This is a genomic window from Paenibacillus sp. 01T442 (genome assembly GCF_056398345.1).
This window is the reverse complement of record NZ_JBFTPF010000101.1, coordinates 1-16,348: the sequence shown is the minus strand read 5'-3', so window position 1 is coordinate 16,348 and position 16,348 is coordinate 1. Positions and strand designations below refer to the sequence as shown.

The 16,348-nt window shown below is 40.3% G+C and carries 17 protein-coding genes and 2 pseudogenes; 10 read left to right on the top strand and 9 right to left on the bottom strand.

Annotation, left to right across the window (positions count from 1 at the left end; all coding sequences use genetic code 11):
- The first annotated feature begins 215 nt into the window (after positions 1–215).
- The 5 genes from AC1DLM_RS32185 (at position 216) to cydS (ending at position 3,947) form a co-directional block, all read left to right on the top strand.
- Positions 216–428 (top strand): heavy-metal-associated domain-containing protein, encoded by a 213-nt coding sequence (locus AC1DLM_RS32185; protein ID WP_441991815.1) that lies wholly within the window; start codon positions 216–218, stop codon positions 426–428.
- Positions 425–1,054, top strand: a complete 630-nt coding sequence (locus AC1DLM_RS32180; protein WP_441991814.1) for a hypothetical protein — start codon at positions 425–427, stop codon at positions 1,052–1,054. The genes AC1DLM_RS32185 and AC1DLM_RS32180 overlap by 4 nt, the downstream gene beginning before the upstream one ends.
- A gap of 378 nt (positions 1,055–1,432) precedes the next feature.
- Positions 1,433–2,791: a cytochrome ubiquinol oxidase subunit I gene (locus AC1DLM_RS32175; RefSeq protein WP_477572256.1), complete on the top strand. Its 1,359-nt coding sequence runs from the start codon at positions 1,433–1,435 to the stop codon at positions 2,789–2,791.
- Positions 2,788–3,816, top strand: coding sequence for a cytochrome d ubiquinol oxidase subunit II (locus tag AC1DLM_RS32170; RefSeq protein WP_477572255.1), 1,029 nt, complete (start codon positions 2,788–2,790; stop codon positions 3,814–3,816). The genes AC1DLM_RS32175 and AC1DLM_RS32170 overlap by 4 nt, the downstream gene beginning before the upstream one ends.
- 35 nt (positions 3,817–3,851) lie before the next feature.
- Complete coding sequence (gene cydS, locus AC1DLM_RS32165; RefSeq protein WP_441991811.1) at positions 3,852–3,947, top strand: cytochrome bd oxidase small subunit CydS family protein; 96 nt, start codon at positions 3,852–3,854, stop codon at positions 3,945–3,947.
- Positions 3,948–4,023: 76 nt separating this feature from the next.
- Here the strand turns inward: cydS and AC1DLM_RS32160 are convergent.
- Together AC1DLM_RS32160 and AC1DLM_RS32155 are read right to left on the bottom strand one after the other, a co-directional pair.
- Positions 4,024–4,491 (bottom strand): annotated as a pseudogene (locus tag AC1DLM_RS32160) (DUF1775 domain-containing protein); the annotation flags it as partial.
- A 45-nt stretch (positions 4,492–4,536) separates the two neighbouring features.
- Entirely contained in the window at positions 4,537–5,076 is a 540-nt protein-coding gene (locus AC1DLM_RS32155) for a hypothetical protein (protein ID WP_441991810.1), read from the bottom strand.
- Positions 5,077–5,280: 204 nt separating this feature from the next.
- Here AC1DLM_RS32155 and AC1DLM_RS32150 point away from each other — a divergent pair, with 204 nt between their 5' ends.
- Positions 5,281–7,494, top strand: a complete 2,214-nt coding sequence (locus AC1DLM_RS32150; protein ID WP_477572254.1) for a heavy metal translocating P-type ATPase — start codon at positions 5,281–5,283, stop codon at positions 7,492–7,494.
- Positions 7,495–7,854: 360 nt separating this feature from the next.
- On the opposite strand, the gene AC1DLM_RS32145 is transcribed toward AC1DLM_RS32150, so the two are convergent.
- Complete coding sequence (locus AC1DLM_RS32145; protein ID WP_441991808.1) at positions 7,855–8,472, bottom strand: SCO family protein; 618 nt, start codon at positions 8,470–8,472, stop codon at positions 7,855–7,857.
- Positions 8,473–8,486: 14 nt separating this feature from the next.
- Positions 8,487–8,897 (bottom strand): FixH family protein, encoded by a 411-nt coding sequence (locus tag AC1DLM_RS32140; RefSeq protein WP_477572253.1) that lies wholly within the window; start codon positions 8,895–8,897, stop codon positions 8,487–8,489.
- A 267-nt stretch (positions 8,898–9,164) separates the two neighbouring features.
- Between AC1DLM_RS32140 and AC1DLM_RS32135 the strand changes: the two genes are divergently transcribed.
- Genes AC1DLM_RS32135 through AC1DLM_RS32125 form a run of 3 tightly spaced genes read left to right on the top strand, consistent with a single transcriptional unit; the run spans position 9,165 to position 10,590 of the window.
- On the top strand, positions 9,165–9,542 hold the full coding sequence (locus AC1DLM_RS32135; RefSeq protein WP_441991843.1) for a hypothetical protein: 378 nt from the start codon (positions 9,165–9,167) through the stop codon (positions 9,540–9,542).
- Between the two features lie 14 nt (positions 9,543–9,556).
- Entirely contained in the window at positions 9,557–10,216 is a 660-nt protein-coding gene (locus tag AC1DLM_RS32130; RefSeq protein WP_477572252.1) for a response regulator, read from the top strand.
- A gap of 11 nt (positions 10,217–10,227) precedes the next feature.
- The gene (locus AC1DLM_RS32125; RefSeq protein WP_441991805.1) at positions 10,228–10,590 is read left to right on the top strand and encodes a c-type cytochrome; all 363 of its coding nucleotides are present in this window, start codon (positions 10,228–10,230) and stop codon (positions 10,588–10,590) included.
- Between the two features lie 61 nt (positions 10,591–10,651).
- On the opposite strand, the gene AC1DLM_RS32120 is transcribed toward AC1DLM_RS32125, so the two are convergent.
- Positions 10,652–10,951, bottom strand: a complete 300-nt coding sequence (locus AC1DLM_RS32120) for a winged helix-turn-helix domain-containing protein (RefSeq protein WP_441991804.1) — start codon at positions 10,949–10,951, stop codon at positions 10,652–10,654.
- Positions 10,952–11,208: 257 nt separating this feature from the next.
- Here AC1DLM_RS32120 and AC1DLM_RS32115 point away from each other — a divergent pair, with 257 nt between their 5' ends.
- Positions 11,209–12,009 (top strand): ABC transporter substrate-binding protein, encoded by an 801-nt coding sequence (locus tag AC1DLM_RS32115; protein WP_477572251.1) that lies wholly within the window; start codon positions 11,209–11,211, stop codon positions 12,007–12,009.
- 198 nt (positions 12,010–12,207) lie between these two features.
- On the opposite strand, the gene AC1DLM_RS32110 is transcribed toward AC1DLM_RS32115, so the two are convergent.
- The 4 genes and pseudogenes from AC1DLM_RS32110 to AC1DLM_RS32095 all read right to left on the bottom strand — a co-directional run bounded on the left by AC1DLM_RS32110 (position 12,208) and on the right by AC1DLM_RS32095 (position 16,238).
- Entirely contained in the window at positions 12,208–12,750 is a 543-nt protein-coding gene (locus AC1DLM_RS32110) for a phosphotransferase enzyme family protein (RefSeq protein ID WP_477572250.1), read from the bottom strand.
- Between the two features lie 603 nt (positions 12,751–13,353).
- A pseudogene (locus AC1DLM_RS32105) lies at positions 13,354–13,479 on the bottom strand (class I tRNA ligase family protein); the annotation flags it as partial.
- 202 nt (positions 13,480–13,681) lie between these two features.
- Complete coding sequence (locus AC1DLM_RS32100; protein WP_477572249.1) at positions 13,682–14,152, bottom strand: hypothetical protein; 471 nt, start codon at positions 14,150–14,152, stop codon at positions 13,682–13,684.
- A complete protein-coding gene (locus AC1DLM_RS32095) occupies positions 14,118–16,238 on the bottom strand; it encodes a site-specific integrase (RefSeq protein WP_477572248.1) in 2,121 nt (706 codons plus the stop codon). Before AC1DLM_RS32095 ends, AC1DLM_RS32100 begins: the two co-directional genes overlap by 35 nt.
- Positions 16,239–16,348: the final 110 nt, after the last annotated feature.

The following is a 16,348-nucleotide window of genomic DNA, read 5'->3' as shown; positions in this document are numbered from 1 at the left end:
GCATATGAATGCCGGGAAGTTCTTTCCTGTTTTCTTTTTCTTACTGTTGATAGGAACCTTTACCCTCTTTTGGATATGGTCAAAAGTTATTAATCGTCAAGATGATTCAGAAGATTGACATTAAAATAATCAAAGTTTATTAAAAGAACTATGTGTTCACACACAAGAATAAAGTAGTTAAGAGGCAATTGTAAATTTGAAATGGGAGGAATAACATGAGTAAATTAATTTTCAAAGTGGAAGGTATGTCATGCAGTCATTGTGTAAATGCAATTGAAAGTACGTTAAGACAACTTGGTGCTGTGGGATCAGTTGATTTAGAGAATAAATCTGTTCACATTGTGTATGATGATGCGAATACCACGATAACATCAGATTTACTTAAAGAAGCAATTGAAAATAAAGGATTTGAGGTGATTGCTCAATGAAACGTAACCTTAGTAAAGTATTGGGATTAAGTGCTCTGATGAGTACGATACTTCCAAGTTTAACAGTCTCTGCTCACGAACATGGAGCGGATTCGTCAACAGATATGCAAATGGGTCCATCACAGCTAACCATTAATACAAGTATAGTTTCATTGATTTTCGTTCTCTTAGTAGCCATAGTACTCTTTTTCCATTTAAGATCGAAGAGCGCGTACTTATCTAAAATGACAGGTATGATGGCTGCGATGACAATTGCCATGGTATCGAGCTTAGTTGTTGGTACAATTGCAGGAATTCTCGTAACAACTTTATTTCTTTCAACGGTGATAGGCGTTACATTTGGCATGCTCATCGGTTATGTATCTGGCAAGTCATTACATTTGCTAGCTTCTCTGGATGGCATGTTAGCAGGAATAATGGGGGGCATGATGGGGGCCATGCTAGGTGTTATGGTGATTTCAGATTACCCTACACTTTCCATCATTTTTATAGATCTAGTACTAGTCGTTTCAATGTCAGTTCTCTACAAGCTTTTAGATAATGAAGAGATGGTGCACATAAAGAATAATGGGGGTTCAGTTTCTAATCTCAGAACGCCAACCGATTTTTCACAGATCGAAGTATAAAAGAAATCGAGTGAGATCATCACTCTGGATGAAATTATCCTTCTTGACGTTTATTTTTGTAAATTAAAATGTCGAGAAGGATAGCATTTTGGGATGTTCATAGGATCGTTACCGATTATTCGAAACGTCGTCACAATGATTGTGAAAATAATCACATTCTTTCTTGATTATCATTTATAATAGTTGTATAGCTGGAATTAACATCTATGTTCGGCAAGAAGGGGTGGAGTTCAATGAAACCTAATCACGATAATCAACGGATTGCTAAGCAGGAAAAGCGACTTATTATACTATGTATCGCTGTAGCAAGCATTATGTTGCTCTCGTTAACTAAGTATCTATTTAAATAAGAACAATACTAAAAGAGGGGGGATTTTCATGTTTCTAACTAACTACGATCCAGTGATGTACAGTCGAATACTTACCGGGTTGACCCTTGCATTTCATATTATTTTTGCCACTATTGGGGTAGGGGTTCCTCTTATGATCGCCCTTGCGGAGTGGATAGGCATCAGACGCAACGATGATCATTATCTACTTATGGCAAGGCGTTGGGCTCGCGGCTTTGTTATTACCGTTGCCGTCGGTGTCGTTACGGGAACTGCAATTGGGCTTCAGCTAAGTCTATTATGGCCAAGCTTTATGAAAATAGCCGGACAATCCATCGCTATCCCGCTCTTCTTGGAGACATTCGCCTTCTTCTTTGAAGCGATATTCCTTGGCATTTATCTCTATACCTGGGACCGCTTCAAGAATAAAATGGCACATTTCTGGATGCTCATTCCCGTCGTAATTGGATCTTCAGCTTCAGCGTTCTTTATTACTGTGGTTAATGCATTTATGAATGCGCCAGCAGGTGTAACCGTAAAGGATGGCAAAATAACAGATATCTCTCCTTTTGGCGCAATGCTGAGCCCAGCTATGCCAACTAAAGTCTCACACGTACTCGTTACTGCTTACCTAACTTGTGCTTTTATTTTAGCGGCTATCTCAGCTTGGTCATTACTCAAGGGACGTAATCATGTATATTACAAAAAAGCACTCAAACTCAGCATGATATCAGCTTGTGTATTTCTTCTTTCAAGCGCTATTATTGGGGACTTGTCAGGTAAGTATCTAGCGAATTATCAACCTGAGAAGCTGGCCGCGATGGAGTGGCATTTCGAAACGTCGAAACAAGCTCCTCTCGTCTTGGGAGGTATCTTAACGGACGATAATGAGATCAAATACGGTGTCAAAATCCCGTTCGCCCTCAGTATTCTCGCTCATGGACTTCCGAACGCTGAAGTTAAAGGGCTTAACGATATTCCTGCTGATGAAACGCCACCGCTTTGGATTCATTATTTGTTCGATCTCAAAATGAGCTTCGTTGCCATGATGGTTATCATCGCACTGATTTTTTTATTCTTATTATGGCGCAAACGTTCACTTATTTATTCGAATAAATGGTTGCTGCGCGGTATTATTCTCGCTGCACCACTTGCAATGTTGACGATAGAGCACGGCTGGATTTTCGCAGAGGTTGGTCGCCAACCTTGGATTCTTCATGGAATCATGAAAACATCAGAAGGAGCTACCGTCTCCGATCATGTAGATACGATGCTCATTATCTTTGCACTTCTTTATATTGTACTCGGATTGACGGCCATTCGGGTAATGTTGCGCATGTTCCGTAATAATCGGGCAGAGGATGAAATCGTGGCAAGAGGGATAGAAGGGGGAGGAGGTGTGCAATGAGTTATGAAGTGATAGGAATTTCTATTTTATGGCTATTCCTGTTCGGTTACTTAATTATAGCCTCGATTGACTTCGGCGCTGGATTTTTTAGCTATTACAGCACGATAACGGGTAAACGGCACCTGATCAACAATGTGATCGAACGTTATCTTTCCCCCGTATGGGAAGTTACTAATGTGTTCCTTGTCTTTTTCTTTGTCGGTTTTGTTGGTTTTTTCCCAGATACAGCGTATTATTACGGCACTGCGTTATTGCTTCCAGGAAGTGTAGCTATCATCCTGCTTGCCATCAGGGGATCGTACTATGCCTTTAGCAACTATGGGGGGAAGAAAGACAGTCGTATTTACTTGTTCTTATATGGGGCAAGCGGACTTCTTATTCCGGCTTCTCTTTCAACCGTCTTGACGATTTCCGAAGGCGGTTATATCGATGTCGACGATAAAGGTCAGGTGACCTTCCTGTTCAGCAGACTGTTCTCAAGCACGTATTCTTGGTCGGTCGTTCTGCTAGCTCTTATGAGCGTGCTATATATCTCGGCAATGTTCTTGTGCTATTACGCCAATCGGGCGAAGGATCATAGCGCATTCGAAGTCGTACGTAAATACGCGCTCGCTTGGAGTGGTCCCACTATTCTAAGCAGCCTTCTCGTTTTCTTCGCTATCCGCGGACATAATATGGGGCATTTTCAACGGATGGCGGACTATGCATTCATTTTCGTTCTATCCTTTATCTGTTTCCTAATTGCGATTTATCTAGTATGGACTCGTAAACGTCTTGGCCTGGCATTTATTTTCGTATTGCTGCAATTTGGATTTGCATTCTTCGGCTATGGGGCCGGACATCTACCTTACATTCTATATCCCTACTTAACGATCTATGATAATTTTACCAGTGAACCTATGGCTATTGCATTGATCTCTGTCTTCCTATTGGGTCTCTTATTGCTTATTCCGTCTTTGTATCTTCTTATGCGCCTTTTCTTGTTCGATGCGAACTATGTGCAGGGCAAACACAGCAAATCATAGCTTGGTCATAATTTAAGTAGGAAAGAAGGGCTACTATGTTAGAAAATTTTCTTATTTTCGTCGCACCATTTCTTGTAGTTATTGGCTCCATTGGATCGCTATTCTGGATTGGCGGAAAATCAGTGAAATAAACAGAAATAAAAAAGCTCGTATCAGCCTATGATGAAGGCATGAAACGAGCTTTTTTATACATTTCCTAGCATAAAGTTACTTAGCTTTTTTTGCAAAAGCAGCAACTACTGCTACTAATCCTAGCACAAGTGCAGCAATAGAAAGATAAAGAGGAAGATTTGAATTTGTAGTGCCTTCGTCAAGTGCAGCTGCAGTTGATCCACCACCGTGATCATGTCCATCTGAATCCATTTTAGCAGTTGCTGGCTTTGGATTCACCGTTGTTACGGAGGCAGGCTTGTCTGAACCGGCAGCCCCAACCCATTCAACGACACTTCCATCCTTGTAAGTTTGGTAGGCTTTCCACGAAATAGAAGCTGCTTGATCTCCTACTTTTCCTTGCATGTTGAATTCACCAAATTCAGTACTTGAAAGTCCTTCTCCAGTTGCTGACCAAACGACGCTAGTAATTTTACCTGCGCTGTCTTTGGTTAACTCATATTTCCATCCAGACATAGGTTCGAAACGAGAAACCGCGACTTCTGCTGGAATTTTAATTTCTACTTTAACAGTAGGTCATTGTTATTTCTCCCTCTTTTTTTGAAATATCTATAATGATTTAAACATCTTTATCGTGTGGTCATAAACCATTTCATCATCATTTGTATCCATTACCCTGATCTCAATATGCCATTTACCCGGGAAAGGGAAGTAGTGCCCTTCAGCGGTGAAAGCAGCTGGATTGACCGACGATGGTTGAAACGGCACCTCAATAGGGGACACAGTATCGTCGTCCAAGTATTTCATGTACACATGAACATATTTAGGTGCTGAAGAAGTGGGGCCGTGAGATGTCAAAGTAAACACATTTTTCCCAGGCGTATTGGGTGAGATATGGAGCTGTAAGTCCCCTTTGGAACTTGACTCTTCCAAGATAAGGGTTTGTTCAACAGCGTTGGATTCAGATGAGTGAAAACAGCTACGATGATCACAATTAACGCCATTAATGAAAAATCGATGCTTATGAATGTTGGGCGCAGGCAGTGCATCTACTAATGTAGAGTGCGCATAAGATTTATTAGGGACAATGAGAACGAGTAATATAGCTATGTGAACGATAACAATCCACATTTTTTTTGATAATAGCATTGAATATCCCTCCTTTCTTAATGTACTCCTAATGTCAACATAACAGCATGACTCGAAAGAGTTATTTTTGGACTTGAATTTGTCTAAATCATGGTATTTACGATTGATTACATTTTAAAAAGTTCAAACGATTCTAGCATGTTCTTCGTACATAGCCCATATAGTTGCAAGTAAGTACGTGGACTTGTATGGGAGGCAGGACAAGTGAATGAAGATACMCTATATCAAAAAGTTAGTTTGGATATCGATGGAATGACATGTGCAGCCTGCTCTGCCCGCATTGAGAAAGTCGTAGGCAAGATGGCTGGCGTTCGCGAGATTGTAGTCAATTTACCATTAGGACGAGCTACCGTAGAGATGGATTCTAATTCCGTTTATAAAGAACAAATTATTACGCGTATTGAGCAGCTTGGGTATTCCGCAAGAACCTCTCGGGAAGGGAATAAGATACAGAAAAGGATGTTTGGGTTAGGCACAACACTGCTGATTTCTGCGTTACTGACGATGCCACTCTTGTGGGCAATGGTGCGCCATTATACCCTGACATCCAGTATTTGGATTCCCGAATTATTTCTTCAGCCATGGTTTCAATGGGTACTTGCCACACCAGTTCAATTTGTCATTGGTGCTCCATTTTACTTTCAAGCATGGAAAGCATTAAAAAATAGAACGGCCAATATGGATGTGCTTGTAGTCCTTAGTACGACTTGCGCTTACATGTACAGCCATTATATGACAATGCATATGATGCAATCGGGGATGGCGGACCCGCATTCGGTGTATTTTGAGACAAGCGCAATGATTATTACCGTTGTGCTGCTTGGTAAATGGTTGGAGGCATCTGCCAAAAGAAGAAGTATGAAGAGCATACATCAATTACAAGAACTAAGCCCACAGACAGTTACAGTTATTAGCCGGGAGCATTTACAGGAGACTATACCATTAAGTAACATTAAAGTCGGAGACACCCTGCTTGTTCTACCAGGTGAGATCGTTCCTACGGATGGACGAGTATTGAACGGCAATTCATCTGTTGATGAATCTTTTATTACTGGCGAGTCCGTACCTATAGGTAAACGTCAACATGATTCTCTAATAGGCGGATCACGAAATATGGACGGGATCATGATCATGCAAGTGACTGCGGTTGGATCTCAAACAGCGCTTGGCAAAATGATCTTTTTGATGGAAGAAGCACAAGGTTCAAAGGCGGAGATCTCGCGGTTTGTTGATCGCATCGCAGCTGTTTTTGTTCCTACCGTGCTGGGGCTTTCATTGCTTACCTTGTGCATATGGGCCGTATGGCTAACACCTGGCGACTTCAAAGGGGCCATGTTCAAAGCCATAGCCGTCCTTGTTATCGCATGCCCTTGCGCGTTAGGTTTAGCAACACCAACCTCGATTTTGGTTGGTACGAGTCGAGCGATGGAAGCAGGCATTCTATTTAAAGAAGGCAAATATGTTGAGCAATTACAGGAAGTCGATGTCGTTTTACTAGATAAAACTGGAACGCTAACCCATGGAACTCCACGTGTTACGGATTTCATAACTGCTTCGGGTCAGGAGCAGCGATTACTACGTCTGTTTGCTGCCGCTGAGAAAGGAACAGAGCATCCCTTTGCTAAAGCTATTGTAAAAGAAGCCATTCGGCGCGGAATTCAAGTGAAAGATTCACTTTCATCGCAAGTGATTGCTGGTAGAGGTGTTATAGCGCATGTAGATAACCACCGTATTATTATTGGTTCTAAATCCTTAATGAGAGATTCAGAGATTTCCATAGAGAGGTTTACTAAAGTAACAGAACAATTAGAGATTGAAGATAAAACCGTGCTTTTCGCTGCAGTGGATGGTGCTCTTGAAGGTATTATTGCTCTTATGGACACGTTGAAACCAACTACACCACAAGCCATACGAAGGTTAAAAAAGTTACGTACAGAAGTGGTGATGGTGACTGGGGATCAACGGAGAACCGCGCTTGCTGTAGCAGCTAGGGCAGGTATAAAAGCAGTTTATGCAGAAATGCTTCCACAGGACAAGGTGGAATTAGTACGGCTCCTACAAAATAAAGGTAAACGTGTTGCAATGGTGGGGGATGGCGTAAATGATGCCCCAGCTCTAGCCGCCGCTGACATCGGAATTGCCGTAGGTACCGGTGCGGAGATTACGAAGGAAGCAGCAGATGTCAACTTACTCCATAGTGACTTGGGTAGCGTTGCAGATGCCATTGTGATAAGCCGGAAGACAATGCGTAACATCCGTCAAAACCTGATTTTTGCTTTCTTGTACAATATCTTGGCTATCCCATTAGCATTTATGGGTTATATGGCACCCTGGGTAGCAGGAACAGCAATGGCGCTTAGTTCTGTGTCGGTCGTCTTGAATGCATGCAGATTGCAAAAAGCATCTTTGCGAAATTAATTAAGTAAATTCCATTAGTTAAATAAACAGGTAACGAATTCACTTATCAAGTGATTTCGTTACCTGTATTTGCATGCAATCTGTTATTTTCTTTCTGCAAGCCATCGAGCAAGATTGGCTGTATGACGCTTAACGTTTATTGAAGGTGAAATAGATCTTTCGAGGCATTTGGAAATTATCAAGACGATGGAGTTGGAATTAGAAACGATCCTTATAGCTATAAGGACCGTTATGGATTGAAAATCATGAAGGAGAGAGCACTTGAAATGGGGTGGATTTTGCAAATCAATTGCGATCATGGAAGAACGAGTGTGGAGATAAGAAGAAAATGGCTGAGATAGCCTTGTTGTTGGAGTTTTCTTAGGATGATTTAGACAGTTTCTTGATATCTTTTTCAATAACTTTGTTGTCCATACTATCGCCCATATCATATATTTTACGAATCATACCTTCTTGATCAATTAGAAACAAAGAACGTATAGAATGGGCGAATTGTCCGTCTTTTTGTTTGACAGCCATGATGCCAAAATCATTCGCTGTTTTTATCACGTCTGACTCATTCCCTCTAAGCAATTGCCATCCGGCAGCTTGGTCGATCCCAAGCAAACTTGCATACTTTTCTAAAGCCTCAGGTGTGTCTCGTTCAGGATCAAACGTTATACTAAGAAACGCAACACTTTTTCCGAATTTTTTCTTTTCCTTTAAGTTATTTTGCATTAATACCATATTGGAAGTCGTGACAGGGCATATGGTCGTGCAGTTGGCGAAGAAAAATTCGACTAATCGAACTTTGCCACCAGTATCACTTAGTTTGACCTGTTCTCCTTTCAAATTTTGCAAGCTAAATTCGGGAGCGACTTTTATTTTAGGTAAAGGATTAGTACCTTGTTGAACCCAGTAAACCGTACATAAAACAATGGCTGCTATACATACAAGAGTAACCGACCTTAACCATACTTTTCTATTTGTTTCTTGCACGTTCAGCTTCCTCTCTAATTGGCTTCTACCTTGAATTGTTTGGTCGGCATCGTATGCATGCCTGCCGCTGTTGTATGCGTAGTCACGCTATAGGTGCCCGCTTGAGAAAAAGTTTTGGTAATGGCATATACACCATCTGACTTTTTAACGCCTTTTATCTTTTCGTGGTCATCAGATTGTCCTTCTTTCCAAATTTCAAAGGTGATTTCATTCGCTTTTTTAACATTCACCCCATCTTGTGTAATCGTCGCAATAAGTTCAACTTGTTCTTTGATCTTAGGCAGCTCAGGGATTACTTTCACATCAACTTGAATCATTTCCATGGAATTGTGATCCATGTCTGCCATTTCCATGCCACCATGGCTGGAAACTTGACATCCTGCCAGTAGGACACTAAATAGAATAAGCCCGTACCATTTTTTCATAATAAATCGTTCGACTCCTTACATTTATCGTTTCTTAGTCATTATACCCACCTTCTTGTACGATGCCATGACTATAAAGAGCTACTTAACTTATATTTAGTTGTAATTTTGACGATTTTTCGTACATATTGTGCGATTAATAGCCCTTATGAGTCATTTTGAAATGTTTGTAATTGAGTATATTAATAGTAGGTGAGAAGGAAGGAGAGTACTGTGACATTTGGAGGTCCGCTTAATGTATTTGGTCATCTGTTGTTCAGCGCTCATATGCTTCAGCAATCTATCCTGTATTTGGCCATGCCTCCTCTAATTTTAGCAGGATTACCTGAAGGTTTTTACAATAATATCATGGCTATCCCCGTATTACGTTCGGTGCTTAGATTGTTAACGAAACGCCTTGTCAGGCTTGAAAAAGGTTGGTTATATCTTTATGAATGGCCTGTTGTTGACCCCTGCGTGTGCGTGTATTATTTTCTCGCAATCCACCCTTTACCAATTGTATACACAAGGCTCACATATTCTTTGTACGCCTTTCTATTACACAGTAGTGGACATACCACGTTGTCATTTATGCAAGTGTTCTTGGAATTGCCTTTTTTCAATGGTATCGAACAGAACGAAATGAAAATTAGATTTAGAATTTGAAGGGAGGTAAAGGGATGATTCAACCAATTCGTGTTCTTATTGTTGATGATCACCATCACGCCAGAGAAGCAGTTCACGATATTTTAAGCAAGGAAATGTCTTTCGAGGTCATTGCTGAAGGTAAAAACGGGCTAGAAGCGATAACATTGACTGAGGAGTGGATGCCCGATCTCATTCTGATGGATATTAATATGCCCCTAATGGACGGGCTTGAGGCAACCAAACAAATCAAGGATAAATTTCCGTATGTAAAGATCGTGATGATGACAGTATCTGATGATATTACGGACTTATTTGAAGCTGTGAAAAAAGGTGCTCAGGGCTATTTACTTAAAAATTTAAGCCCCGATTCATGGCATGAATATTTAAAGGCTGTTGCCGTTGATGAAGCTCCGATGTCTAGGGAGCTAGCCTTACGTCTCTTAAAAGAATTTACCACCGCTGAAAAGATGGAAGTAACTGCACATTCATCCATTACTACAAGGGAACGTGAGATATTAAAATGGGTGGCAAGCGGCAAATCAAATCGGGAAATATCTGATGGCCTATCGATTTCTGAGCATACGGTGAAAAATCATTTAAAAAACATTATGCAAAAGCTGCGGATGGATAATCGTGTTCAACTTACCCGTTATGTCTATGAACAAGGATGGATAGCAAATATAAAAAGATAGGAGTACTTGAAATGAAAAAAAAGATGTTACTTACATACACTTGTTTTGGATTAATGTTAGTTCTAGCTGCTTGTGGCTCCAGTACGAAAGTAGAGCATACGGAGCATGAGGGAAGTACATCTACTTCAAGTCCTTCTGCTTCTGTCAGTGCAAGCAATGCCGAAACGCTGTATAAGGGGAACTGTATGTCTTGTCATGGTGGAGAACTTCAAGGGAAGATTGGCCCTTCGTTGGTGAAAGTAGGGGGGAAATTAAGTGAAGAACAACTTGATGCCAAGATTCAAAATGGAGGTGGTGGGATGCCTGGTTTCAAATCTAAGCTGAAAGAACCCGATGTTCAGGCACTTGCTGAATGGTTAGCTGCAAAAAAATGATTGTTAAAAAACGCCATTTCCAATGTGATTGGAGAATGGCGTTTTTTGACAATCAGATGAACTAAATAACTTTTTCCATCCGATATCCGATTCCCCATATGGTTCGAATCATAGAGGCAGCTGCTGGTGAATAGAGTTGCATTTTTTCTCTCAATCGCTTGATATGGGTATCTACTGTTCGGTGTTCACCACTTTCTTCGCAATTCCAAATCTCTTTTAACAGCATCTCTCGTGTGCAGATCTTTCCGATATGAAGAGAGAAATAACGTAATAGTTCGTATTCTTTCAATGTTAAAGAGATCTCTTGTCCATCTACCAGTACTCGTCTTGCATGATGTTCAATTGTTAGATTCGCTTTCATTAGTGCTTGGTCCCCGTTGTCTGCTTCATCAATTTTGGCATTTTCACTTTCCAAGTACATACGAATTAATTTTCGTGTGTGCTCTAACAGGATAAAATAAATTTTAATTAGAAAAAAATAGGCATATCTGAAAAGTAAATTGAAATTGACTTTAATTCTTCACATCTTCCTTGATCAAATAGCACTTTGGAGTCATCACTAACCCTAAATATTGCTATATGATGAATGACATATGAAACATAAAGGGAGTGTAATTTTTGAAACGTCTTGGATTTGTAATTGCGAGTACAATTGTTTTTTCAACATTAGTGATAGGGTGTTCGTCGGCGAAGCTTGAGGAAACCTCTTCTCCGAAGCCTACAGTCAGTGGACAACAGACGACGGCAACTACACCTACGAATAGTATTGCTGCCTCGAGTGGAGATTTTCTGACTTTCAAAGACAGTACGAAACAAGAAATTACTTTAAAGAACAAACCTCAGCGTGTTATTTTGTTAAACACTGAAATTCAAGAATTGTTCTATCAAGTGGGAGGAAAAGCTGTTGGATTAGCGACTGCACCGGGAATTCCTCTCCCTGAAACATCAAAAGATGCTATACAGGTGGGTGAAATTAACCAAGTTAGCTTGGAAAAAGTGATGAGTCTAAAACCTGATCTGGTTATAGGTCAAACTATGTTCCACGCATCCTTGAAGGATTCGTTATCTTCTTCTAAAGTACCCTTGGCTTTAATAGATATTAAAAGCTACGATGATATTAAAGCTGCTGCAGAACTATTTGGGAAATTAGCGGGGAAAGAAGGAGAGACTAAGACTGTGCTTGATCAAACGGAGAAAAAAATGCAGACCATTATAAGCAAGCTTCCACAACAAAACCCAAAGTTTGCGATGATTACTATCATGCCAATGGGTATTAGTGTACAGAAGAATTCGACGCTTTCACTGGATGTAGCCAATCGCTTGAAGCTAAAGAATGTTGCTGAATCGCTCCCAGCAGGTATGATGCCGAGTTCTGCTCCCTGTAGTTTGGAAAAACTTGTTGAACTAGATCCAGACTGATTGATATGATCTGCGTTTGACCTGCGTTTTAAAAGTTGGCAGTTTTGATGCAGTCAAAGAGCCCGGCAAAACAAACAAGATTTAAAAAATGCTGATGGCTGTGTTCGAATAGTGACTGCTTCACAAAATCCGTATTTTATACATATGTCTATAAATCGATTTAATGCTGCTTTGTAACTACTGAATGTTCATTTAGTGTTATACACCATATAGCCTCGATTTTCGTTTTTCATCATCAGGTCGCAGGTATTTCTCCGCCTTTAATTGAACTTCTTGATCCCAGGCTTGTCGTTTAAACGCCGGATTACTCCATTCATAACCCTTTGTGGCATGATGGATTTTCCCCAGAAATTCGCCCCACTTTTCGTAAAGCGATTCATTCCAATCTTCTTCCGACACTTCTTTTCCAAGAGACATTTCGTATGAAATGGCTAAGAACGAACCATTTTCTGCAGCAATTTCTTCAACCATATTACCCCTGATCGATGGTACAGCATTTGAAACTTCCAGTCCTTTATTCGACAAAAAATTTAAAAATTCAATTTCACCCCGTATATTATTTCTTGATCTTCTAATTGTATGTGAGATTTTTAATATGAAAAATGCATTGTTTTTCTGGTATTCATAAACAAAGCTTTCATAACCGCCCAATAAACGAACGGTGTCATTATTAATGTCATATCGCTTTATTGCTTCGGTAAGGATCTCTTCAGTGAATTGCTCTTTAATTTCTCGTATCATCTTCTATACCTTCTTTCTAAGTAGTTGCATAATTTTTTTAATCGAAAATTTCGGCGACCACCCTGACGGAAGGCCTCCTAAGGTAATTGTCCAGCAACGCCCTCTCTTAGTAGCACATCCTCATCCGGTCCGTCCGGCTCGAACAAGGGGATCTCCTCTCTAATGAGCGTTTCCGAGAAAATACCCGCCCAGCTTGTTCAGCTGCTTTACAATCATGCTCTCGACGTGTCTCGGCACCTCCTGACACGATACCGGCTCGGAAGAAAGCACGAACGAGACGGGAATCCGCGTCACCTGCGGGTTCTCCTGATCATCTAATCGATCGCTCCATTCGTGAATGCTTAACTTTACCTACCAAATAAAATTCCACTTATTTCCGCGATATCCTGCCCGTTCGCTTAATGAAAACGGCAGTTCTGGTCAGCTGCCGTATGTCGCATTCTCGAATTGGAGCGTGAATTGTGTGTGTGTGTGTCTGATCTGAAAGTGAACCAGAGCAACTTCAATATGCAGTATGATGACCTGAGTTTCCCGAACGGGAATAACGCTGTCAAATGACGTTTATCCCATAACGCAAAAAGCCGTGGTGAAATGGATGATCCGTACGTAAAGTACCTCCTCTCCCCTTAACCGAAAATACCGCGCAATCACGTCACTCTGGCAGTAAACTTGCTACTCGCCCAGTGATCCGTTTGCGTAAGGCCACGCTCCTCCAATAAAAATACTCATTTAAATTTCCTCCTAATATTAAAAATTATTGAAAACAAAAAAGCCCTCGTCCTCTAAAAGGACGAAAGCTGTCGCTCACGTGTTTCTACCTAAATTTACCGATCCCTTCACGGTGACCGGCCTCTACAGGTACGTCACCACATGAGGCCATATATAACATTATCCATACAATCAAAGCCCTGAAACCAGGGCTTATTCGCCATTAGTTATATTTCTCAAACTCGCTTTTTATCCAGGTTTGGTTTTGATGAGCAATGTATTGTTCCATTCGTACTAACAAATCAACCAATTCGGGTYTCGTCAGTTGCATATAACGTTGTCTGACTCGATCTATGTCACGATCCTGCTTAATGTGCTTGAATGCCTCCAGATCATCATTCAAGGGCTTGTGGGACCTCTTTAATGRTTTATATACCTTAGTAGTACTATGTTTTAGAAAATGATTGTGAAGTTCTTTGTTCTTTCGAATGGTATTTTGGTGTATACCTTTTCCGTCCGGATCAATTTCTTTCGATTTATCCGAAACTGTTCTGTAAGAAACTGTCTTACCCTCATTATGAAGAGTGTCAATGGCCTTTACTCCAAGTTCTAATGAACGGTTTTTCTTCTGTTCGTACGATGCCTGAAGCCATTCCAGTTCATTTATTTGAGGAGATACGAATTTCCGGCGCATATGTTTCATCCTTTTGAGATTTTTCGATTAACTGGATCTCCTTGAGCTCGTACTTAGCTCTATTTTTTGCGATCTTCATTTTCTTTGCTTCAAGCGGTAAACCCATTTGCTCAAATCTTTTTTCACTTTCATCTGCCCAATTATAATAAGCTGTAATTTCTTCTCTAAACTCTGGACGAGGAACTTTCGCACCGCATCCCATGCAAGCCATTTTAGTCGGGCATACCGAGTCAGTTGTGCATATGCCACCCACAACCTTAGACATAATGCCTACCTTCTCGCGATAATCATTATATATCTCTTTTAATTCTTCAGGACCTCTGATGATACCCTTTTGAATATCAACATATGAGATCCAGTTTTCATGAAGTGAGTTTATTGATGCTGAAACTTGTTGTGTTGTTGGAGCTGAGTAGTAAGAAGTCACCTCAATATCCTTCTGATGGAGCAGCGTTTTCACAATGTCAACTGGAATTTTCTCAGTTTGAACAGCATGTGTAGCAAATGCATGTCTCAAAAGATGAGCTTTTAGAATCACTTGATTGCCTTCTGCCGACTGTATTACGATGCCGTGTAAAAGAAATCGAAGTATAGCATTTATTGAAAACACGTTGATGTGTCTAGATTGGTATTGAAAAATGTACTTTCTTTTTGGCATCAAATGTCTTCTGCTATCTACATCATACTGTACTTCTGGAACAGATTCTGTCTTGTAGGATTCCTTAAGTACTTTGAGTATTTCAGTCATAAACTTAAAAACATCTTCAGGCATATAATAGTTCTCCGGTTCTTCCCTACCTTTAGGAGTGAGTCGGAAAATATAGTTTTTTCTTGGGGGACTATTACTTTTATCGACTGTCACTACACAGCAGTCCTTATCATAACTAATTTGCAGCAATTCGTTTATTCTAGCGCCAGATGATGTGATGATATCCAACGCAAATCGTGCAAACATACATGCTACATAAATCGGTTCGATGTTGATTAGCAGTTTGTTGGATAATCTTTGTGTCCTCGTTACATAAAAACCTTGCATTAAAAGCCTAGGGTTACCTGGTAGAAAAGGAGCACTTGTCTTTCCATCCTCTCCGATCTCATATCCCCACTGATTTAGGTATTTCTCAACCTTTTCACGGTGCTCCTCAGTTGTATATTCTGTTGACCACTGACCCAATAACCTCAACCTCAATATATCTAAGAACCATGGGCCATCCCCTTGCGTACCATCATCTAACTTTTCTGCTTTGATAAACTCCATAAAGCAGTCTTCATCTTTAAAAACTCGGTATCGGTTCTTTCCTTCGTGGACATAATCAAAACTTGATATATCCCATAGTTTGAAATGCCAACGTTCGTTAACATACTCCGATTCATCATAATAAAAATCAATTGGAAGCTCCAAATTTTGCTCTTTTGCGGTCATTATGGCCTTACGGTATGATTCACGAAGTCTACTGACCTGATTCCATCTCAAATGACCTTCAGCCCTTATTTCGGGCAATAATGGCGTTACAGCAGATGTATCTTCCTTTCGCTTGGTCTTCGCATTGGTAATTGCCTTAGTTCGAGCACTAAAATCTCTATTGTCATAGGGAACGTTTGGAAGCATATATGCGGAGAGGGCAACCTGTTTTTCTTCACTGAACTTAGTGCCCAACCATTTTTTTAGATTAAACATAAATGTGTTATAGCCGGTCAAAATAGATTGCCGTTGTCGATCGGAATGTTCAGATAGAATTTGTCCTGTAACGTATAATTCCACATGTGAAGGTAAGAAGTCCTCCATTGATGTCAGTTTAAAATGATTAAACAAATCACGAAACCGAGCATTCAAAACACTAGTAATATTCATGATTGATTGCGGCGTTAAATTTCTGTCTGATAAACACATTAATGCTAGAGCAAATTGATTTGCCCAAGGATGCCCGACACATTGCCGGGCAAAATATTTAATGTTTTTTTCCTCAACTTTGTCCCAATAGTAATCCCCGTTCGGATCACATAATAGCAACAGTTCTTCTGGTATTTTATTGTGAAGTAGGGARACCCAGTTTTTGATTTGTGTTTCTTCTAGTAATAAATGCACACCGGTTAAATGTACTCTTTCGATTTTTGAATATCGGAAAAGAGCGAATCATATAAATCTTGTCCCTCGTTATACATCTGAAAATCAGCATAGTGGAAAGGACTTTGTTC